The organism is Rahnella sp. ATs2, from assembly GCF_051851855.1.
Classification (GTDB): Bacteria; Pseudomonadota; Gammaproteobacteria; order Enterobacterales; family Enterobacteriaceae; genus Rahnella; species Rahnella variigena.
This window is the reverse complement of the sequence record NZ_JBLYPL010000033.1, coordinates 19,170-39,839: the sequence shown is the minus strand read 5'-3', so window position 1 is coordinate 39,839 and position 20,670 is coordinate 19,170. Positions and strand designations below refer to the sequence as shown.

Sequence of the window (20,670 nt, the reverse complement as noted above, 5' to 3'; positions counted from 1 at the left end):
AAAAGCGGGCTTTTTTGTGGGCAATACTTAGTCAGAAGCAAATCTGATAAGGCGTCTATAATCGCCATTGTCGGCTTCTCTCAAAGCGAGAATGTATTCAGCGCGATCTGCATCTGGTGAAACGAGTTCGCCTGCTGATATCCCCCAGGGAAAGAGCCCCCTTCCAAGCGCGCGACGAAGCACATCGCAAAATATCCGGGAATGCCTTCCATTCCCATTGGGAAAAGGGTGGATCCATACAATGTCTCTGTGAAGTCTCAGGCAGATTTCATCGGGTGGGTAAGTTTCGTTTTCAATCCAGAAAACTGCATTATCGAGAGTATCTCTGACACGCATTGAGATCATATAAGGTGGCGTATTCCCGATGTTTACTTCTCTGCGTCTGAGTTGACCCGCCCATTCCCACGTTTTATTGAACATGTTGCGGTGTAATCGAAGACAGAAATCGACAGTTAAGATCTCTATGTAACTCAGCTTCTGACGGCTGAGATGCGCTAATGCCTGCTGTATGTTCGTTTTTTCAAATTGATTCAGGTCTTCCCGGGTAAAGATGTAGTCGGGAATTAAACCGGCCAGATCGTCAGGGCTAAGTTCCGTTGCCCCTTCAGGAAGGCCATTATTGATGGTTTCGCTCATTTTTCATCCCAGAAATCCCGAGGCCATTTTTGTAATAGGTCGCTTTTAAGCTTGTCTTGTGTCGATTTTTGGAAAGCTGATGATGTGGGTTGCTGTTCCAGCGACATATGAATTTCAGTGTACTGATTAAGGAATCTCGCTTTTTTCTCGGCCTGCTGCTCTCTTAGTTCTTGCAACGTTCGCCCTTGCTTTGGCTGCAAAAAGTATACAAGCTCACAATCCAGGCCCTCAGCGATTTTTTCCAGTGTATTCAGCGTTAGCGACCCCTCAATTTCACCTTTTTCTATCAGCGAAATGCGCGACTGACTTAAACCACATCGTTCGGCAAGCGAGCGGGTGCTCATGCCCAGCGCGCTTCTGAGAAGTTGTATCCATCCTTTTTTTGGACGCTTGGCTTTGCGTCGAGGTTTCATTTCATTGAGAAGGTTGTCTACCTGTTTGATTTTTAATTCTTTATCCCACATAGAGAAACCTTTTAATTGCATATTTACAATAGATTTATTGATTTTCAATATTGAATATACAATCAAATTTGGATAAATCAATTGTATATATACAATCATTTTAGAATTAATCGATTGTATATATACAATCGATTACAACAAAAAAGGCCAGTCAGCATTCCCCTGACTGGCCTTTTTATTCCAGAGTATGCTTACCCTTTATGACTCGCCCACCAGCTCAGCAGTTGCAGGGTGGAAGAATAGTAATCGTCTTTCGGTGCCAGATTCGGGCTGATGGCGCCGGCGTTGGCCATGGTGAAATCGCGAATGGCTAACAGGCCCGGCGACATGTTGTAGCCCGCTTTGGTGCCGGTCATCACGTCAATCCAGGCCGGTGTCGTGTCGCGTGGGGATTTCTGCCACCACAGAATGAACGGTGCCATCTGCGGGCTGCCCGGATGTGCCCAGCCGAGATACAGCGGGATGCGTACCGCATCGTAACTGAAACGCGTCGGCCAGCGGCTGGCCGGTTTCAGGGTGCCATCGGCCTGCATATCCACCCAGTCGGTCGGCAGACGGAATTCACCAAACGCCATTTTACTCAGCATCGCTGTGCTGCTTTCATCCAGATCTTTCCAGACTTTCAAATGGCTGTGAGCGTAAAACGCCTGCCAGGCCGGGAAGATGAAATAGGACGGATTGACGGTCACGTTGCTGGTCTGATTGAAACCTTTCACGCCCGGCAGCATCACTTTGTACCCGGCATAATCAATCACATTGTATTTGATCAGCGCCGTCTGCAATTTCTCCGAGGCTTTGGTGTAACGGCTGTCGTTCCACTTATCGCCCGCCAGCAGCAGCGCCCAGGCCATCAGCGTATCGCCATCAGAGGCGTTGTTAGTATCCGCCACATGCGGGGTGCTGTTAGGATCGTAGCGCCATGAGTACAGGCCGATATCTTTGCGGTAGAGCGTGGTGTTCGCCCACTGCCAGAGTTTATCGAACGTCGCCTGATCGTCATTGAAGACCGCCAGCAACATGCTGAATCCCTGGCCTTCGGTGTGACTGACGTTTTTATTGGCGGTATCGATGATGCGCCCGTCCGGCATCAGAAAGCGGCTTTTATACGCTGACCAGCCAGAGTCCTGAGCCATTACGGCAGAGCTGAAAAACGCGAAAATAACGCCGAACCACAGCACCAGACTGTAGCGTCGAAATAACAACATAGGGATCCCTTACAAACCATTTTGATAACGGAAAACGAATGCGCCTTCCGGTGTGCTTTCCTGCCAGCGCAGCGGAACATAAGGCTGTCCGCCCTGTGACAACAACCACTCCGCATAAAGACCTTCAAACAGCGAGATCAGCGCGATGCGCCAAAGCTCGTCATCCTGACCCTGCGGTGAAACCGGCCAGGCAATGTGGACCAGCGCCAGCTGTTGCTGAGTGGCTTCCAGTTTCACCACACCCCAGTCGAACCGGCTGAGAATGTGATTGATATTGTCTTCCAGCTCGCCCAGTGTCGCAGAGGCGGGAAGCGGATGCTGACGCGCCAGATTATTGCCCATCAGTGTAAGAAAACGACGGCCATCCTCATCATCGGCGGAGGCCAGAATACCTGAAAATAGCACCTGCACCAGGCTTTGCCAGCCCGGTGTGGTATGGCGCTGGCGGTAATATTCCTGCGCGACCTGAGTATAGTTATTTTCTTGCATGGTTTTATTTCACCGCGATTAATTTTGACCCATCAGGTAACGGAAGTAGACCTGCGCTGTGCTTTCGTTGTAGTCACCGAAAGTATCGTAGCCAACCTGTCCGCCAATCTGCATGCTTTTGTTCAGATGATAATTGCCGCCCACGCCCGCATTCCAGCCGATGCCGTTCTGCGTTTTACCGCCGTAATAGGCTTCGGTGCCGTAACCTTCTGCCACCAGATCTTCCAGCTGTTTCTGCAGTTCCGGATTATTCGGGAAGTAAGCGCTCTTATCCTGAGAGTAAGACTGATAACCCACAGCACCGGACAGTTTCAGATCCCAGTCGTCATACTTCTGGGTGTATTCCACCGGGAAGGAGACGCTGACATAGTTTTGCGGGCTGAAGTAACCACCCTGACCATAAGAGTAGTAGCTGAGGTTTTTGTCGAAGTTCATGTAACCGACGTTGATACCGGTTTTCAGCTCGCGATCGTCATAACGGTAAGGGCGGACATACAGACCGGCATTGGCGTTCACCGATGTGTTGCTCTTCACGTTATTACCCAGATAACTGTAGTAACCGCCTTCGGCATAGAAACCGGCGTCGCCATCGTCGTAGGACAGATTAATGCTGCCGCCGTTTTTGGTGACCTGACCCCATTCCTTGCCGCTGTAATTATCTTTGGTCCCGACGTAAGACAGAATACTGTCGGTGACGGCACGACGTTCAGCGGTCACGCGCAGGGTGGTGAAGTCGGTCAGTTTCGGTGCCCATTGCACACCACCGACCAGCGAGTTCAGATCCTGCCCGAGCGGCGTGCTGCCGATATCGGCTTTGTAGCTGTCACCGGTCAGTGCGGCGTTCACTTCCACGCCGGTTGCACTCTGATTTCCGGCGGATGGCGCGGCATACGTCGTCGGATCCGTACCGGTAATGGTGTTGTACGCGACGCACTGATCGGACGTGGCATTGGCGGAAGTACAGTTGGTGCTGGAGTTCGCCGCAGCGGCCGCCTGCAATTTGGCAAAGGTGCTGTAGTTGGCGATATCCAGACCGGCCGCGGCGGCTGCGGCGGCCACATCTTTCTGCGCCGACTGCGCTGCTGCCAGTGCGCCCTGACCGAAACGTGCATTGCCGGTGCCGGAAGGGCTGCCTGCGCTGAGAGAAACCGGTGTGACGCCGATACTCAGACGTGACGTATCAAACGGCACGAAGGCAAAGGTCATCGGCGCTTTGGCTTCGGTCAGCTGGCTGAGACCGCTTTCGCCGTCACGACCACGAATCGACATGTCGCCCTGCGCCCAGGTCGCGGTTTTGCCCTGCAAATCGTCGAGCATGTCGTCGATCTGTTTTTCGGTTGCATTACGTTGCGCCACTGCCGTCGGTTGTGCGGTGGCTGCCGGAATATTGCCCGGCGTGGAAACCTGATCAGACACCTGCCACGGCAACACGGTGCCGTAAGAGGATTGCGTTGCCGGACGTGAGGCCGACGTGCGCGTTGAGCGGTTGATGAACGGGTTGTCGCTGATCTGCAATCCGGCGACCTGTGCCGGACTGTCTGCACCTTCCAGTCCGATCATCTTGCCTTTGGCGGAACGCAGTAACGCCAGGGCCTGCTGATGATCGCCCTGTGCTTCGGCAACCCGTGCTTCTAACAGCAGACGATCTGGCGTACGCGGCCCGGTCAGGCCTTCCGTCAGGGTTTTCGCCCGCTGGTTATCGCCTTCGCCCAGCGCCACGTTAATCGCACCCACGCGGGCATCCTGCGTCGGCGTGTCGTTGCTCATCAGATAGTTATAAACCTGACCCGCCTGTTTATTGAGTTTGCCTGACTGATACAGACGTGCCATCGCCAGCATCAGGTCGCGGTTTTGCGGATCGGCCTGCAGCGCGACGACCAGTTTGTCGTAAGCCGCAGCATACTGACCTTGCTCGCGCAGCTGGTCAGCCTGATTGATGACAAAGCCGTTACGCAGATTTGCCAGCGCGGTCGGTGACGTGCCGGACTGAATCTGCGGATTTTGCAGGAAGGCTTGCGCCTCATTGCTCAGACCGGCCTGATTGAGCACGGTCACCTGATCGGCATAATCACCGGCATTACCCTTAACACCCTGACGCATATTCTGGCGCACCAGCTGCACCGCCAGCGGAAGCTGTCCCGCTGCCGCCAGATTTTTCGCCAGCGAACCGACATCCGCCGGTGCGCTCGGTGGATTTTGTGCCAGTGCGCGCAGCGTATTCGAGGCTGCCGCAGTATTGCCCTGTTGCAGATAATTTTCGGCATCCGCCATCTGCGCATTGTAGTTGGCGCGCTGCGCCAGCTCACGCATACCCTGATTCTGACTGCTGCGCGGAATGCGCGAGAGCAGGGCGTTGGCGGTGGACCAGTTTTTGGTTTCGGAAGCAAAAAGTGCCGCGGCGTACAAATCAGCGGAAGACGCGCCCGGACGTGAAGACGGCGCCATAATGGCCTGCGCCTGCGCGGTCTGGCCTTGCGATTGCAGGATGCGTGCCATATCCAGTTTTACCCACACGTTCGACGGCTGACGTTCCTGCGCCTGCTGCAGAATATTCAGTGCGCGCTGCGGATCGTTATTCGCCACCGCCTGCGCGGCCTGACGACGCATTGGCTCGATGACATCCGCCACGGCCGGCGGGTTCATCTTGGCCTGTAGTCCGGTTGGCAGAGTTTTCAGAACCTGATTAGCTTCGGCGGTTTTGTTTTGCTGACGCAGCACATAATACAATCCGGCGCGGGCATCGGCGTTATCGCCCAGCGCGCTGTATTGCTGCTCAGCGCCGGGAAGATCCCCTTTGCGGCGCAGAATATCCGCACGTAACAAACTGGCAGACTGGCCTTTCTCGCCACCCACCTGCGTCAGCGGAGTGACCGCCGCCAGCGCAGCGTCGTAACTGCCGGAACCCGCAGCGTCTTTGGCTTTAGCTAATTGCGCATAAAACGCCGAATCCTGCGCCTGATTGCTCAGTTGCGCGCTGTTCGGACCGCCCTGCGCGGCGGCTTTGCTCAGATATTGCGACGCTTCTTCAAAATTGCCGCTGCGCTGGGCGATATACCCCAGACCGGCCAGTGCATCGGCGTCGTTCGGGTTATCGGCCAGTACGCTTTCGAATTTGGATTTAGCGCTGGTGACGTCGCCGCTGTTCAGCGCAGTAAAGCCCTGACCTTTCGCTGCGCCGCCAATGTTTTTCTGGAAATAGGCCATCACGCCGGTGTCATTTGGATGACGCGCCTGATAACCCTGATACAAATCACGGTCACCTTCCTGCGGTGCCATCCACAGCAGCGCCTGACGTAATGAGCGATCCGCTTCGGTGCTGGAACCGGCCATGGTGCTCAGCAGTTTAATGCCGTCGCGACGGGTGGATTCCTGATAAGTCAGCACTTTGCCCAGACCGAGACGTGCCTGCGTATCGTCCGGACGGGAGGCGATGCGCTGTTGTAATCCGGCAATGGCCTGCGGCTGGAGCGATTTATCGCCTGCCATGGTCAGATAATATTCGGTCGCCAGACTGTCGAGCGGCTGGTTACCGTTAAAAATGGTGCGGTACGCCGATAATGCGCCGCTGACGTTCCCTTGTGCTGCCATCTGCCGGGCAGAAGCCAGCTGAGCGGGGGGAATCGACTGCATCGCTTTGGCGCTGTTCAGCGACGCCAGACGTGGATCGTCTGGCGAGACGGCTGACAGTTTTTCACGCCACTGATTAGCCGACGTTTTATCGCCACTTTGCATGGAATACAGCGACATCAGATACATCGCCTGCGCATTGTCCGGCTCCACCAGCAGCACTTTCTGCAAGGCGTCTTTAGCCAGATCATCGTGCGCGCGCTCGTGCCAGTAAGCGGCCTGATCAAACAGGGCTTTCATGGCCGGATTGGTGGTGTCCGCTGCAAATGTAGCGGCGCTAAAACTCGCGACTCCGGCGATCCCTACCAGATAAATAGCCCTGATCACCGCCAGGGACAGTTTATGTTTTTTCATTTTCCAGCTCCGGTAATCGCCAGAGGGTCGCCTGAAACACAGGCGACTTTGATTGTTTTTGTTATACAGCCGATGCTTTTCATTTCTGACCCAGACGTTTAGCCGCATGACGACGCAGGACCACGAACAGGCTCAGGCCAATCACCAGCGAAACCAGGGTAGCGATCAGCGACAGGATCACGATATGTGTGCTGGCGTACCAGAGCACCATCATGTACCACGGCATTTGTCCGGTCGGGAATTGCTGGCCAACGGAGAAACTGCGGATGCCATTTTCATCGGTAATGATCGCCAGATCACCGCGCACGTTGGCGTTAATTTTTGGCGATTTCAAGTCGTTATGGATTTTCAGTAACTGCTGATCGTCTGTACCGGTAGCGACCACCACCACGTGATCGTTAGACCAGCGCGAGCGGTAACTGACGAAGCCGCGCCATGCGCCGGTCGAGGACAGATACCGGTCGGCATCCACCGGCTGGCGGTACCAGTCACCGGTCAGCCAGGCCACGAGACGCTGGACTTCGGTGGGCGTTTTTACGCCCATCGCACCGGCATTGATGCTAAACGGCGAGTCAGCCAGCAACTGCTGATTGAACGGCGTATCGCCAAGCGTAGTGACGGCCAGAATATCGCGATCAAACAGCGTGTTATTTTGCTCGTCGCCCTTCAGACCAAAGGCCACCTGAACGTGATTCACCGGTACACCGGTGGCTTTACCGGCGCGTGAGGCGAGATTCAGCAGGGTATGGATTTCATCCGCCGTCGGCGTTTGCGGCAACAGCATCAGTGTGTCGGAGAAATCAGCCAGTTTGGAATACGGATAAGACGCACCGACGAAATACGACAGGTTCGGCAACTGGGCGAAGTGATAGCTTCCGCTCAGATCGATGAAGGATTTCGGGTCGATACGGCTCTTGATGTTATCGCTGGTCAGAATGCTGCACGGCGCATCTTTTTTCGGCTTAATGTCGAAATAAAATTGCAGCTGGTTATCGCCGTAAATCAGGTACGGCGCGAGCTGAATGGTGTAGCGTTCCTGACGGCTGTCACCGCCCAGACGACGCCAGAGGTTCTCGATCAGACCGACCTTGTTCACCGTCAGGCTGCGCAGATAATTGCTGTTGATGGAGACATTCAGCCTCGAGCTGTCTTCATCAATCCAGTTTTCGGTCGGGAAGCGGTAATCAATGCGCACCGGAATATTGTGACCATCCCACATGAACAAGTCCGGCGCAGCGCGGAATGCCACCTGAATACCGTCGTGATAAATTCCGTTGGAAATCAGTGAATCCTGATCTTTACCCGCCAGTTCACCCAGCGTGACCGGCCGTGACGTATCAATCCAGCGCGGCGCGTCATACGGTTTGCTGGCAGGAATGGTTTGCTGCGCGACATCCAGATGATCGACGCTATTCGGCATACCGCCGCTGATCAGGCGATACGCGGCCTGACGCAGTTCGTTGTCGTCATTGCCCAGAACCAGCAGCAGTTTGTAAACCGGATTAATCGGGTTATCGATGATCTGAATTGATGCGCCGTTGCTCGCCGGCAAGGTCAGCGAACCGATTTTATCCCCAGGCTTGCCGAACAGAATGCCGTTCTGATCCGGCAAATCGTTCAGGATGACCGGGAAATCGACGCTGCGATAATCGGACAACATGCCGAGATAAGAAGAGACCATCGCCGCTGCGCTGACATCTCCAGGTTTCATTGACGACGTGAAGCCCATGGTGATTTTGGACTCCTGCATTTGCAGGCCATCAAAGAACGGACGCGGGAAGTTACCCAGATTGCGGCCGATATTGAGCTGCTGACCTTCCAGACCAATGCTGGTGGTTGGCAAAATCGTGACCCAGTATTTATCCGACTGATCTTTCTCGCAGGTCATGGTGTTGCTGTCATGCACGCGGAAGCTCAGGTTATTGCTGGACACCACCATCGCAGACGGGATATCCAGATCGTAAACATCGCCGCCGTTACTGCTCTGGTTCAGCGGCAGATTACCCAGCGGCTGACCGTTGAGCATCAGCTCGAGCGTGGTATCGCGGGCAATCAGCGCCGGAGAAATTTTCAGCGCCAGCGAAAGATGCGCGTTGGTCACCACTTCGTCCGCTGGCAGGGTGAAGAGAATGCCCGACTGTAACTGGCCGCCGCTGAGCGTCAGCCCGTTTGGCTGTCCCATTTCCGCCACGGTAATATTACTGGTGACCGGCTGAACCAGCGGGATCACCGGTGCCGGCGCGGCGGCCGGATCGGTAACCGGAGCCACAGGCGCAGACAGTGAGCTGCTGTTATTCACCGGCGTGGTATCGGCCTGCGGGGCGTCAGCAGCCGGAGCAGAATCTGCAGGTGCCGCATTGCTGGCGGGCGTTGTGTTGTCTTCCGGCATCGGTGTGACCGGCGGCAGCCACGATGGCGCAGCGGGCAAACTGGTGGCAGGATCCACTGCCGGAGCTGGCGTTTCTTCCGCCTGCGTGAACGGCAGGCTGCTGAACGTCAGCATCAGGCCGGTGGTGATTTTTCTGAGCAGGGACGCCCCCGGCACAGCAGAGAAACGGCGCTTTACGGTCGGTTCAGGTAGTCGGTTCATGCTGCTTCACTCTTGCTGGCGGCGTCAGCGGGTTTATCTTTAGCACGGCGTTCTTTCCACGTGTTGTAGAACAATTCGAACACGCAACGGATGATGCTGAGCAGTGATTTGAACGGGTTATCCTGCGGGTATTCTTCCCCAATCCAGGCGTCCGCTCGGCATAACACCACGCGTACCAGTTCACGGCGTTTTGAGAGCGGCAGGTTTTCAAATTGCAGACGAATGCGCTCTTTGTTGCCGCTGACCTGGCTGACCGGGAAGCTCTCGGCGCCGGATGAAAGCTGGATTTCCACTTCTTCAATTTCTTCTTCGAGATAACGCACATCCGGCGTCACCAGTTGCACGCCACCCATCGACATATCGATCGTGGTGGTGCGCAGTGAAATCCCGTTGGCGTAATGAATAATCGCCGGGATCGCCACATCAACACGGATGGTTTTACGCACCTGACGGGTCTCTTTCGCCACTGCAATTGCCGCCAGCAGGATCAGCACGCTGAAGCTGCCCCACGCCACATTGAGCGCGATAACGCTGGGATCAATGGCAAAGTAATCGTGGAAGATGGCGCGCACTATTCCGTAACCGATACCGATAAACATCAGGATCGCGACAATCAGATGCGGCTTCACAATGTTGAAGTCAAAGAAGCCGACGTCGAGCAAACCGCCTTTGTCCGTCACGTTGAACTTGCCGCGTTTTGGCGCGAGCAGGGTCACAATCGTTGGCAGGATCAGGTGGAACGCCATGACGGTTTCATAAATTTCACCCCAGAAGGTGTAACGGAAACGGCCATTCATGCGGGAGTTGATGTACAGCGACATCACCAGGTGCGGCAGCGCGTATGCGAAAATCAGACTGGCGGACGAGGAAATGATGTTCAGATTAAACAGCAGGAACGCCAGCGGAGCGGTCAGGAAGACAACGCGCGGCAGGCCAAACTGGAAGTGCAGCATGGCGTTCAGGTAGCACAGACGTTGCTGCCATTTCAGACCACGGCCAAGCAGCGGATTATCGACGCGGAAAATCTGCGTCATGCCGCGCGCCCAGCGTGTACGCTGAATAACGTGCAGGCCGAGACGCTCTGTCGCCAGACCGGCGGCCAGCGGGATATCCAGAAACGCGGTATTCCAGCCACGCCGCTGCATTTTCAGCGCGGAGTGGGCATCTTCGGTGACGGTTTCAACGGCAAAGCCGCCGACTTCTTCCAGCGCCACGCGGCGGATAACCGCACAGGAGCCGCAGAAGAACGTCGCATTCCAGTTGTCATTACCCTGCTGAACCGGACCGTAGAACAGCGCACCTTCGTTGGGCATGGTGCGGCCAGCAGAAAGATTTCGTTCGAACGGGTCGGGCGAATAGAAATAGTGAGGCGTCTGGATCAGCGCCAGACGCGGATCTTTCAGGAAGCTGCCGACGGTGGCCTGTAAAAAGGCGCGGGTCGCCACGTGGTCGCAGTCGAACACGCAAATCAACTCACCCTTAGTGAGTTTCATCGCATGGTTAAGGTTACCGGCTTTGGCGTGGGAGTTATCATTACGGGTGATATATCCCACGCCGGCGTCCGCTGAGAACACCGCAAATTCGTCGCGCTTACCGTCATCCAGCACGTAAATTTTGATTTTATCTTTCGGATAATCGATGCACTGCGCCGCCAGAACGGTATCGCGAACCACGTCGAGACTTTCGTTATACGAAGGAATATACACGTCGACGGTTGGCCATAAACTGATGTCATCCGGCAAAGGTTCGATGGTGCGTTTTAATGGCCAGGTGGTTTGCAGATAACCCAGCAATAAAATCAGCCAGACATACAGTTCTGCAAGGAATAAACCGATCCCTAAAATAGCTTCAATTGTGGAATTAAAATGCAGTGTTTCTGTGGCGCGCCAGTAAATATAACGCGTCGACATGATGATAGACATGATCACCATGACCACACTAATGCGGCGGCTTTTACTGATGCCGAGCAGGAATAATAGCCCGATGCTGATCAGGCCAAAAATGTACTGCTTCTGGCTGTCCATCGGCGTGATGATGATGACTGCTGCCACCGGCAGCAGCAGAAGAACAAGCAGGGAAAACAGGAATTTATTCATCGCTTTGGGGTCGCTGTTATCGGTGATAGTTAATAACTGCCAGATTTAGGCGCGGCGTGTAATTCACCATCACCGACTTTAATCCCTAAGATGGCGGCGACTTTTTTGCTGATCAGTTCAATATCAAATGCCGAAGCGGATACCGGACTAAAATCAATAATAGAGCGCTGCGAGGCATTCGCCTCTGGCACGCATTCATCCCTGTGGATTGTGCCCAATAATCTTTCATTTAAACGCTGTTCGAAAAATTGTGTGACATCGCGACTTAATGTACGACGGGTGTCACTTTGATTGACGACGTAATATTCACCCTTCTTATTATTAAGCGGGGTGCCAATTAATTTATTCTTTTCCATTAACGGCAATAAAGATAATGACGCGGTATCGGCAAGCATGACCACAATATGTAAATCCGCAATAGCCTGAACCGCTTTTAATGCCGGACTTGGACCCGGAGGGAAATCAGCAATAATAATTAAACCCGGATAATTCAGGACGGTATTTAATCCGCGCTGTAAAAAATGCGGATCGGTGGCCAGCTGGTGCTCAAATTCAAGACGCTGGTCTTCGTTGACTTCGCCATAAGGTAATACAAACGTATTTGAACCCGCCTTGAGAATAAACTGGCTCCAGTCGGATTCGTTACCCGAACCTGCCACAAAGCCGCGGGTATCGGAAATAGGCACACCGAAATGAAGGCGAAGGGCGTTCTGCACATCAAAATCAATAACCAGCACTTTGCTGCCACTGCGGGCGAGCGAATAGGCCAGGTTGGAGGCCACCGTGGTTTTTCCTACCCCACCTTTCGGTGAACAAACGCAAACTAACGGCATGAGGCAATCATCTCTAACAAGGGTTGAAGCGGGGTGTCGCGATGTAAATAAGCGCTGGCAGGTTGCGGAGCCCGCTGTTTAAACATCTGTTTAAAGCGCTGGTTAGCATCAGCTGACGCCGGGGACGCGGAGACCACTGGCGCTGTGCTGCGCACAGGCGCAGGGCTGTAAGCGGGCGCTGAAGGTTGTACCGGCGGCTGGTGATACACCGTCGCGGCGGGTTGTTGTACTGGCTGAAGCCCCTGCGCGGGTTGAACCGGATTCGGTGCGGGTTGTTTTGGCGCTTCAGGCATGGCTTTACGCAGTGAATCGAGTAAACCCGACCCGCTGTCAGGAATAACAGACTGTGCGTGCAATGTTGGTGCCGGATGAACAGGCTGATGCTGTGCGGGCTGAACCGCTGCTTGCGCAGGTGTTGCAGCAGCAGGAGGCAGCGTTTCACGCAGCGCATCCATCAAGCCAAATCCGGCAGCCGGAGGAGCCACTTCAGAAGACATTGGCGCGTGTGCCACGGAGGGTTGCGTTATCTGGCGGTTATCCTGGTGTTCATTCACAGGCCGGGCAGCAGATAGGGAAAATTCATCCGCAGAAATAGACTGAGGGGTGGGTTGCGTCGAACGGCCATTATCGAGAGGACCGGCAGGATCTTCACTGGCGGAAACTTGTTTAATTAACGTCCACTGATTCATTGAACCGGTAATGGATTCACCCGTTGATTTTTCATTAAGCTCTTTATAATCAAGCTTTTCCAACTTCGTCTTATCCATAAAACGTTTAATATCGTCATATTTATTCATAAATCCCGCCCGGTAGGATTATATATATCGGTGTTTTCTGGACGTCAAAACGACCGTGAATGGCCGTTAACAAAGAGTGTGAAAAGTTTAATTTTTTTAAAGTTTTTAGTGGGAATGAGACTCGTCTTAATATATCAGTTCTTTTACAGCATAGAGCAGTTTTTACAAAAAATAGGAATTTCCCGCATAAAAACGAGGGTGACATAACTGGCTGTCTCGAAAAGGTTTTTGGTGTTATTTTACTGCTTGTTTGTCTTAAGTTAGTTGAAAAGCTTGTCTTTATTGTGATGTATAGCGCATAAACTTCATCAGTGGTGCTGAACCTGGTATGTTCTGGCTGTGGTGATATCCGGTTATGCTTCGTAATGTATGTTTTTCGTAAGTTAATTATCTTAACGGATAATTAGTTTAGAAATTTTTTGGCAAACATGTTGTTTTTTATAGCCAAAATATTGACTCAGACCTCGTAAAAACGCGTTATAAGGTATACTGCGCAGAAGTACCGTTCCTGTTAAGGTGAGCGGGTCAAAACGTGTCTGCGGTTAATGGAGAATAAAGTTGCGGGTCAGGCGTTCATTAACGATCAAACAGATGGCAGCGGTTTCAGGCATCGCTGCGTTCACTATCTGTATCTTTATCGTCATCCAGCTGTTTCACTTTGTACAGCAGCGGAGGGATGATTACGCCCAGCAACTTGAAAATATTGCACATTCTGTCCGTGAGCCCCTGTCGCAGGCCGTACTGGATGTCGATCTGTCAGAAACGCAGGATATCCTTAACACGCTGCAACCGGTGGGCATTCTGAGCCGTGCCGATGTGGTGATGCCGAACCAAATCGCGGCGCTGCATACGCATTTCCCACCTGGCCGCCCGGTGCCGCAATGGGTTACCCGCGGTTTTAATTTACCGGTGACCATTTCAGTTCCTCTCTATTCTGCTGCTGCCAGCCCAAAATCGCCCAAGCCGCTGGCATTTCTGGTGCTCCAGGCTGATTCCTACCGTATGTATCAGTTCATTATCAGCGCGCTGTCGACCATGCTGACCACTTATCTGCTGCTGGCGCTGATCCTGACAATTTCCGTGAGCTGGATTGTCAACCGCCTGATCGTTAAACCGCTGCGTACGATTGCCCGCGAGCTGGAATCCCTGCCGGAAAGCGAAGTGCCTTCTCACCAGCTGACGCTGCCGCAGCGCCATGAAGACGACGAAATCGGCATGCTGGTGCGCAGCTACAACCGCAATCAGCAACAACGGGAAAAGTTACCGCAAAAGAGTGATGACGTGTCGCTGTGTTCCGGAAGCAGCCTGAATAATGAAGAACAATTCATTCAGCGCCTGCAACAGCGGCTCAGTTCGGCGGAGCCTGAGAAAGGTTTCCACCTGCTGCTGATCGGCATCGAAAGCCTGCGTGATGACGGCCATGTCGATTGCCCGCTGATATCTTCCATTATGGATGTGCTGCCGGAAAACTGTCTGATGGCGCGTCTGAGTTACAACGAATTTGCCCTGCTGGCGGGAGACATTGCGCGTCCCTTTATGGCGATGCGTCTGGCACGACAAATCATGGAGCGCATCAATGCGCCACAGGAAAGTGATGCCGGCAATATGTCGCTGCATCCGACGGGCAGTATCGGTATCGTCCAGCACACAGGCGAATTCCCGGTGACGGCGCAGCAGATGATGTCTAACGCGCGTGCCGCCAGATTGTCCGCTTATCAGCAGGGTAAGAATCAGATCCTGTTCTTCGAGCCTGAGCTGACCGAAAAGATTCAGAAACGCTTATTGCAGGAAAACGATATTCTGCACGCCATGGAGCAAAGCGATTTCACGCTGTTTATCCAGCCGCAGATGAATATGAAAACCGGCGCAGTGGTCGGCGCGGAAGCCTTGCTGCGGCGTAAAATGCCCGACGGCAGTTACGGGCTGGAAAGTGATTTCATCGTGCTGGCCGAAGAAATTGGTGTGATGAGCCTGCTGGGTTACAAGATTCTCGAACTCGGTTGCCAGATCCTGGCGGACTGGCAGCAGCGCGGCATTACATTGCCCTTGTCGGTCAACCTTTCCGGCGTGCAGGTGCAGCAGCGTAATTTCCTGCCGGAACTGCGCAGCCTCCTGAGCCGTTACAAAATCAATCCGGGGCAACTGGTTCTGGAAATTACGGAAACGGCGCGGATTGAAGATTTAGATCGCGCACTGGTGCTGCTGAGTGAATTACGCGCAGCAGGCGTATCGATTGAACTGGATGATTTTGGCCTGGGCTATTCAGGTCTTGAATATCTCAACCGCCTGCGTTCGCTGCCGATTGATGTCATCAAAATCGACCGCAGCTTTGTCAGCGTGTTGCCTGAGGACGAAGTGATGGTGAACATTGTGGCGTCCATTGGACGTGCAATGAATATCCAGCTGGTCGCCGAAGGGGTTGAAACCGAGGAGCAGCGTTTGTGGCTGCTGAACGAAAATATTCACCTCGGACAGGGGTATTTATTCTCCCCGCCGCTTTCCAAAAAAGAATTTGAACGCAAATTCTGCCAGCCTTCCTGAACGCTCTGGAGGGCAGGAAACCCCTTCCTGCCGGCACTTTTTCTGACTCTCTTTGATTTCTTTACTTACTTAAATCTGAGCTGAATGGTTTCCGCTCTGGTTTTTCATGAGTCGTCATTGCGCAGAGAAACGAAATATTTCCATCATGTTGTGTTGATGTTACTTCAATGCACTCGCCTCATTATCTTTGACCTTAAAAAACCAAGGGCGATGCACTCACTTCAGGATGGGTATTCATGAAAAAATCACTCTTCAAGAGTCTGTATTTTCAGGTTCTTTTAGCAATTACTGTGGGCGTGCTGCTGGGGCATTTCTATCCGGACATCGGCGCGCAAATGAAACCGTTAGGTGATGGTTTTGTTAAGTTAATCAAGATGATCATTGCGCCTGTTATCTTCTGTACCGTCGTCACCGGCATCGCAGGCATGGAAAGCATGAAAGCGGTGGGGCGCACCGGCGCCATCGCGCTGCTCTATTTTGAAATTGTGAGTACTCTGGCACTGATTATCGGGCTGGTGATCGTCAACATCGTGCAACCGGGTGCCGGGATGAACGTCGATCCGGCAGCGCTGGACGCCAAAGCCGTCGCGGTTTACGCCGAGCAGGCACAAAGTCAGGGCATCATTCCTTTCCTGCTCGATGTGATCCCATCAAGCGTGATTGGTGCGTTCGCCAGCGGTAACATTCTGCAGGTGCTGCTGTTTGCGGTGCTGTTTGGATTTGCGCTGCATCGCATGGGTCACAAAGGTCAGCTGATTTTCAATGTGATTGAAAGCTTCTCAGGGGTCATTTTCGGCATCATCAACATGATCATGCGCCTGGCACCTTTGGGTGCTTTCGGGGCGATGGCGTTCACTATCGGTAAATACGGTGTCGGTTCTCTGGTCCAGCTCGGTCAGCTGATCCTGTGCTTCTACCTGACCTGTATTCTGTTCGTGGTGGTGGTGCTCGGGCTTATCGCACGCTTCACCGGTTTCAGCATCTTCAAATTTGTGAATTACATTAAAGAAGAATTGCTGATCGTTCTCGGCACCTCGTCTTCTGAATCCGCACTTCCGCGTATGCTGGATAAAATGGAGCGTCTGGGCTGTAAAAAATCCGTGGTCGGCCTGGTTATCCCGACGGGTTATTCCTTCAATCTGGACGGCACCTCGATTTATCTGACCATGGCGGCGGTCTTTATCGCTCAGGCCACCAATACCCATATGGATATCTGGCATCAGATCACCCTGATTGTGGTACTGCTGTTGTCTTCAAAAGGCGCGGCGGGCGTGACCGGCAGTGGCTTCATCGTACTGGCGGCAACATTGTCGGCGGTAGGGCACTTACCGGTGGCAGGGCTGGCGCTGATTCTGGGCATTGACCGCTTTATGTCTGAAGCGCGTGCGCTCACCAATCTGGTGGGTAACGGCGTAGCGACTATCGTGGTGGCAAAATGGTGTGATCAGCTCGATGAAGGGCAATTGAAAGCGACATTGAATGGCCAGAAAGGTCTGACAGAGGCTGAGAAGTCTGCTTCAGGTTTTTGAATGATGGCCTGATGATGGAAGAAAATAGTGTTAAACGTTTATAAAAACGTATTTATTTAGCCTCAAATTCCCCTAATATCCACCGGTTGCTTGATGTAACCGGTGGATTATCTTCATAATATGTCTCCAGAACGCCACCTCCGGCTATTATTCCCAGAATATTTTTGGCGGCTGCGCGACTTTGCAGGAAAAGCGCGGTCTAACGAAGGACTGTATTTTTCGTCCTTAAACTTACGCATTCAGTTCCTGTGGGCGAGTCAACTGACACCGGCAGGACAGCAAATTTAAAATTAGATTGTCATTACGTAGGGGTTCACATGCAGGGCACCAAAATCCGTTTACTCATTGGTGGATTGTTGCTGGCAGCAGCCGCAAGTCATGTGCAAGCTGAAGCATTACAACCTGATCCTGCCTGGCAGCAGGGGAAGCTGGACAATGGATTTACCTGGCAGTTGCTGACGACGCCGCAACGCCCGAGTGATCGTATCGAATTACGCCTGGTGGTTCGCACCGGCTCGCTGGCAGAATCTGCCCAGCAATCGGGCTATGCCCATTTCCTTCCGCGTCTGGCACTGATGCACAGCGAAGGATTCAGCACGTCTCAGTTACAGTCTTTATGGCAGCAAGGTATCAATCCGCAGCGCCCGCTGCCGCCGGCTGTCAGTTCTTATGACTTCACTGTGTATAATCTGAGTCTGCCAAATAACCGTCCTGATCTGATGAAGGATGCGCTGAACTGGCTGGCGAATACCGCCGGTAAAATCTCTGTGACGCCTGAGCTGGTGAGTGCCGCGCGTCAGGAATCTCAGGATCCGGTGGGCTCTTTACCACAAAATACGCAGGACGCCTGGTGGCGCGCGCGTATGGCCGGTTCGACCCTGGTCGGGCACAGTCCTGATCAGTTGCCGACAAAACCCATCAATATCGAAGCCTTAACCCGATTTTATCATCAGTGGTATACCCCTGATGCGATGACGTTGTTTGTGGTTGGGAATGTGGATAGTCGTGGTCTTAGCGAACAAATCAACCGGACTTTCTCTGTTCTGAAAGGCAGCCGTCAGACACCACAAACCTTGCCGACACTCTCTGAAGTCACGACCAAATCGATGAGCGTGATGGATGAAAATCTGACTCAGGATCGTCTCTCATTAATGTGGGATAACGCCTGGCAGCCGATTCAGGATTCACAGGCGCTTTCCGCGTACTGGCGCAGTGATTTAGCCCGTGAGGCGCTGTTCTGGCATTTGCAGGAAGCCCTGAAAACTGCTTTCGAAAATAAGAAAGATGCCACCACACCGGGCCCGTCCCTGGGCTTTGACTGCAACGTGCAGTATCAGCGCGCCCAATGTGCTATCCGTATCGACGCCCCACAGGCGAAGCTTGCCGAGCTGTTTAAGCGTTTGTCCGAGGAGTTGCTGGTGGTGCGTGATAAAGGCATTTCGCAGTCTGAATTTGATGCGCTGATTGCGCAAAAGAACGATCAGCTGAGCAAGCTTTTCGCCACCTACGCCCGTACCGACACCGATGTGCTGATGAGCCAGCGTTTGCGTTCGCAGCAGAACGGCGTCGTGGATATCGCACCGGAACAGTACCAGCAATTGCGTCAGCAGTTCCTTACCACGCTGACGTTGCCGGTGCTGAATCAGGAGCTGAAACAGCAGCTTTCCCGCGAACCCGCCATGCTGATAGCACAACCGAAAGGCGAGTCTGAACTGAATGCAGCTGAACTGCGGGCGGTGTATGACAAAGTGATGGCACCGGTGGAGAGCGCTCCGGCAGCGGGTGATGTGCCGGCGGCATCGGCGGCGACGCATTAAAGATCTCGATCGGCTCCCTCCCCTGCGAAGGGGAGGGTTGGGGTGGGGTATTAAGGTCTACATCAAAAAATTTAAGTGTGCTTTAGCAAAGAGTTAGTCATTAAAACCCCCTCCCAGCCTCCCCCTTCGCAGGGGGAGGAGTAAAAACCAAAGCCCAATTCGGCCCGCCCGGAGTAAAGAAAACCGTTATACCCGCCCCGGCATAAACTCCATCGGGATGATCGCCCCGCGATGCTGAATCACGGTGCTCGCTGTCTCATGCCCGCGCACTGCCGCTTCCACCGCGCTTCCACCGGTGAGCCTCACTGCTAAATACCCGGCGCTGAAGGAATCCCCTGCGGCGGTCGTATCGATCACTTTCTCTTTCGGCAATTTCACTGCAGGCACATCGTGCTGCTCGCCTTCGGCGCTGGACACGATGCAGCTGTCGGCTCCGCGTTTTACCACCACTTCGCTGACACCCAGCGCGTGAGTGCGTGCGATCACTTCATCATACGGCTTCTGACCCCACAACATGTCTTCATCGTCGAGCGTCAGGAAAGCGATATCCGTGCAGGAAAGCATTGCGTTATACGCGGCCTGCGTCTGTTCTTTGCTGGCCCACAGGCGCGGACGATAGTTGTTGTCGAAAATGACTTTGCCACCGCGTGAACGGCAGGCTTTCAGCAGGGTCATCAGACGGTCACGGCTTTCATCGTTAAGGATCGCCAGACTGATGCCGCTCAGGTACAGGTAATCGAATTCTGCCAGCTTCTGACAAATCTCTTCGGATTGCGGGCTGTCGAGCCAGTAGCGCGCGGCGGCATCATTGCGCCAGTAATAGAACGTGCGCTCGCCGGTGTCGTCGGTTTCAATCACATACAAGCCAGGCAGTTTGTTTTCCAGACGCTGAGTCAGATCTGTGTTCACGCCTTCCAGCTGCCACGCCTGCAACATCTCATTGCTGAAACTGTCGGTGCCGAGCGCGGTCACGTAATGCACGTTCAGCGCATCAGGGGAAACCTGACGGGAAATATAAACAGACGTATTCAGCGTGTCGCCACCAAAACCGCGGTGGAGGGCATCGCCTTTCTGAGATAATTCGATCATGCATTCGCCGATTACGGCAATGTTTTTGCGGGTCATTGTACCTGGCCTATGTCTGAAGCATTAAAACGAAAGGAAAGAAAAGATCGTCATTATTGCGCTCTAGTCTCTTCATAAGAATGCGGTCAGTCAAATAAATTAAAACGAGGTTTTATTTTTTTCTGCAGGAGGTAAAAAAACGCAGGAAAATCTGAGAAAAAGTGGAAGCAGCGGCACTTCCACCTGCGGGCGTTACTGACTTTCCTTGCGCAATTCAGTCACCGGACGGCCACCCAGACCCCAGTTATCTGTGTCGACCTCATCAATAATGACGAAAGTGCTGGCCGGGTTTTTACCCAGCGTATCCACCAGCAACTGCGTCACACCGGCAATCAGGGCTTTCTTCTGTTCTGCCGTCGCGCCCTCACGGGTGATTTTGATATTGACGTAAGGCATTGCTCTCTCCGGATTGTGAATAAGACGTTAGTGAAATGTTTCATCCATCCCAATGTAGAGCCTGCTGAAAGGAACTTCCAGCCCGGTTTTCGGGTTTTTTATGCGCAAATCATGCAGAGAAATGCGGAGTGATTAAAGTTTCCCCGCGCTACGCCGATAGATAACTCTACT

The 20,670-nt window shown here is 53.3% G+C and carries 14 protein-coding genes; 3 read left to right on the top strand and 11 right to left on the bottom strand.

Going from position 1 to position 20,670, the window contains the following annotated elements:
* Positions 1–27: 27 nt before the first annotated feature.
* From ACJY2G_RS23990 to ACJY2G_RS23950, 9 genes are all read right to left on the bottom strand, one after another.
* Positions 28–636 carry a mobile mystery protein B gene (locus ACJY2G_RS23990; RefSeq protein ID WP_439292285.1) on the bottom strand — a complete coding sequence of 203 codons (609 nt, stop codon included), beginning with the start codon at positions 634–636 and terminating at the stop codon, positions 28–30.
* Complete coding sequence (locus ACJY2G_RS23985) at positions 633–1,100, bottom strand: mobile mystery protein A (protein WP_112291829.1); 468 nt, start codon at positions 1,098–1,100, stop codon at positions 633–635. The genes ACJY2G_RS23990 and ACJY2G_RS23985 overlap by 4 nt, the downstream gene beginning before the upstream one ends.
* A 191-nt stretch (positions 1,101–1,291) precedes the next feature.
* Complete coding sequence (locus tag ACJY2G_RS23980) at positions 1,292–2,305, bottom strand: glycosyl hydrolase family 8 (protein WP_439292284.1); 1,014 nt, start codon at positions 2,303–2,305, stop codon at positions 1,292–1,294.
* A gap of 9 nt (positions 2,306–2,314) precedes the next feature.
* The gene (bcsD, locus tag ACJY2G_RS23975; RefSeq protein ID WP_112291831.1) at positions 2,315–2,794 is read right to left on the bottom strand and encodes a cellulose biosynthesis protein BcsD; all 480 of its coding nucleotides are present in this window, start codon (positions 2,792–2,794) and stop codon (positions 2,315–2,317) included.
* Positions 2,795–2,812: 18 nt separating this feature from the next.
* Positions 2,813–6,775, bottom strand: a complete 3,963-nt coding sequence (locus ACJY2G_RS23970) for a cellulose synthase subunit BcsC-related outer membrane protein (protein ID WP_439292283.1) — start codon at positions 6,773–6,775, stop codon at positions 2,813–2,815.
* 79 nt (positions 6,776–6,854) lie between these two features.
* Complete coding sequence (bcsB, locus tag ACJY2G_RS23965) at positions 6,855–9,365, bottom strand: cellulose biosynthesis cyclic di-GMP-binding regulatory protein BcsB (protein ID WP_439292282.1); 2,511 nt, start codon at positions 9,363–9,365, stop codon at positions 6,855–6,857.
* Positions 9,362–11,461, bottom strand: coding sequence for a UDP-forming cellulose synthase catalytic subunit (gene bcsA, locus ACJY2G_RS23960; protein ID WP_112291837.1), 2,100 nt, complete (start codon positions 11,459–11,461; stop codon positions 9,362–9,364). The genes bcsB and bcsA overlap by 4 nt, the downstream gene beginning before the upstream one ends.
* 29 nt (positions 11,462–11,490) lie before the next feature.
* Entirely contained in the window at positions 11,491–12,294 is an 804-nt protein-coding gene (gene bcsQ, locus ACJY2G_RS23955) for a cellulose biosynthesis protein BcsQ (protein WP_112291838.1), read from the bottom strand.
* Positions 12,285–13,091 carry a hypothetical protein gene (locus tag ACJY2G_RS23950; protein ID WP_430320918.1) on the bottom strand — a complete coding sequence of 269 codons (807 nt, stop codon included), beginning with the start codon at positions 13,089–13,091 and terminating at the stop codon, positions 12,285–12,287. Before ACJY2G_RS23950 ends, bcsQ begins: the two co-directional genes overlap by 10 nt.
* 558 nt (positions 13,092–13,649) lie before the next feature.
* On the opposite strand from ACJY2G_RS23950, the gene hmsP reads away from it, so the two are divergent.
* The 3 genes from hmsP to ACJY2G_RS23935 all read left to right on the top strand — a co-directional run bounded on the left by hmsP (position 13,650) and on the right by ACJY2G_RS23935 (position 18,978).
* Positions 13,650–15,632 carry a biofilm formation regulator HmsP gene (gene hmsP / locus ACJY2G_RS23945; protein WP_120164046.1) on the top strand — a complete coding sequence of 661 codons (1,983 nt, stop codon included), beginning with the start codon at positions 13,650–13,652 and terminating at the stop codon, positions 15,630–15,632.
* Between the two features lie 236 nt (positions 15,633–15,868).
* Positions 15,869–17,161 carry a dicarboxylate/amino acid:cation symporter gene (locus tag ACJY2G_RS23940; RefSeq protein ID WP_112291844.1) on the top strand — a complete coding sequence of 431 codons (1,293 nt, stop codon included), beginning with the start codon at positions 15,869–15,871 and terminating at the stop codon, positions 17,159–17,161.
* Between the two features lie 317 nt (positions 17,162–17,478).
* Positions 17,479–18,978 (top strand): M16 family metallopeptidase, encoded by a 1,500-nt coding sequence (locus tag ACJY2G_RS23935; protein WP_430320919.1) that lies wholly within the window; start codon positions 17,479–17,481, stop codon positions 18,976–18,978.
* 186 nt (positions 18,979–19,164) lie between these two features.
* On the opposite strand, the gene ACJY2G_RS23930 is transcribed toward ACJY2G_RS23935, so the two are convergent.
* Positions 19,165–20,103, bottom strand: coding sequence for a sugar kinase (locus tag ACJY2G_RS23930; protein WP_439292281.1), 939 nt, complete (start codon positions 20,101–20,103; stop codon positions 19,165–19,167).
* 192 nt (positions 20,104–20,295) lie between these two features.
* On the bottom strand, positions 20,296–20,499 hold the full coding sequence (locus tag ACJY2G_RS23925) for a 2-hydroxymuconate tautomerase family protein (RefSeq protein WP_112288013.1): 204 nt from the start codon (positions 20,497–20,499) through the stop codon (positions 20,296–20,298).
* Positions 20,500–20,670 lie beyond the last annotated feature (171 nt).

Bases quoted from the DNA above. Each gene is read 5' to 3' on its own strand.
- bcsQ (WP_112291838.1), bottom strand. From the start codon at position 12,294: ATGCCGTTAGTTTGCGTTTGTTCACCGAAAGGTGGGGTAGGAAAAACC.
- ACJY2G_RS23940 (WP_112291844.1), top strand. From the start codon at position 15,869: ATGAAAAAATCACTCTTCAAGAGTCTGTATTTTCAGGTTCTTTTAGCA.
- ACJY2G_RS23970 (WP_439292283.1), bottom strand. From the start codon at position 6,775: ATGAAAAAACATAAACTGTCCCTGGCGGTGATCAGGGCTATTTATCTG.
- bcsB (WP_439292282.1), bottom strand. From the start codon at position 9,365: ATGAACCGACTACCTGAACCGACCGTAAAGCGCCGTTTCTCTGCTGTG.
- ACJY2G_RS23950 (WP_430320918.1), bottom strand. From the start codon at position 13,091: ATGAATAAATATGACGATATTAAACGTTTTATGGATAAGACGAAGTTG.
- ACJY2G_RS23935 (WP_430320919.1), top strand. From the start codon at position 17,479: ATGCAGGGCACCAAAATCCGTTTACTCATTGGTGGATTGTTGCTGGCA.
- ACJY2G_RS23985 (WP_112291829.1), bottom strand. From the start codon at position 1,100: ATGTGGGATAAAGAATTAAAAATCAAACAGGTAGACAACCTTCTCAAT.
- bcsD (WP_112291831.1), bottom strand. From the start codon at position 2,794: ATGCAAGAAAATAACTATACTCAGGTCGCGCAGGAATATTACCGCCAG.
- ACJY2G_RS23925 (WP_112288013.1), bottom strand. From the start codon at position 20,499: ATGCCTTACGTCAATATCAAAATCACCCGTGAGGGCGCGACGGCAGAA.
- ACJY2G_RS23990 (WP_439292285.1), bottom strand. From the start codon at position 636: ATGAGCGAAACCATCAATAATGGCCTTCCTGAAGGGGCAACGGAACTT.
- bcsA (WP_112291837.1), bottom strand. From the start codon at position 11,461: ATGAATAAATTCCTGTTTTCCCTGCTTGTTCTTCTGCTGCTGCCGGTG.
- ACJY2G_RS23930 (WP_439292281.1), bottom strand. From the start codon at position 20,103: ATGACCCGCAAAAACATTGCCGTAATCGGCGAATGCATGATCGAATTA.
- ACJY2G_RS23980 (WP_439292284.1), bottom strand. From the start codon at position 2,305: ATGTTGTTATTTCGACGCTACAGTCTGGTGCTGTGGTTCGGCGTTATT.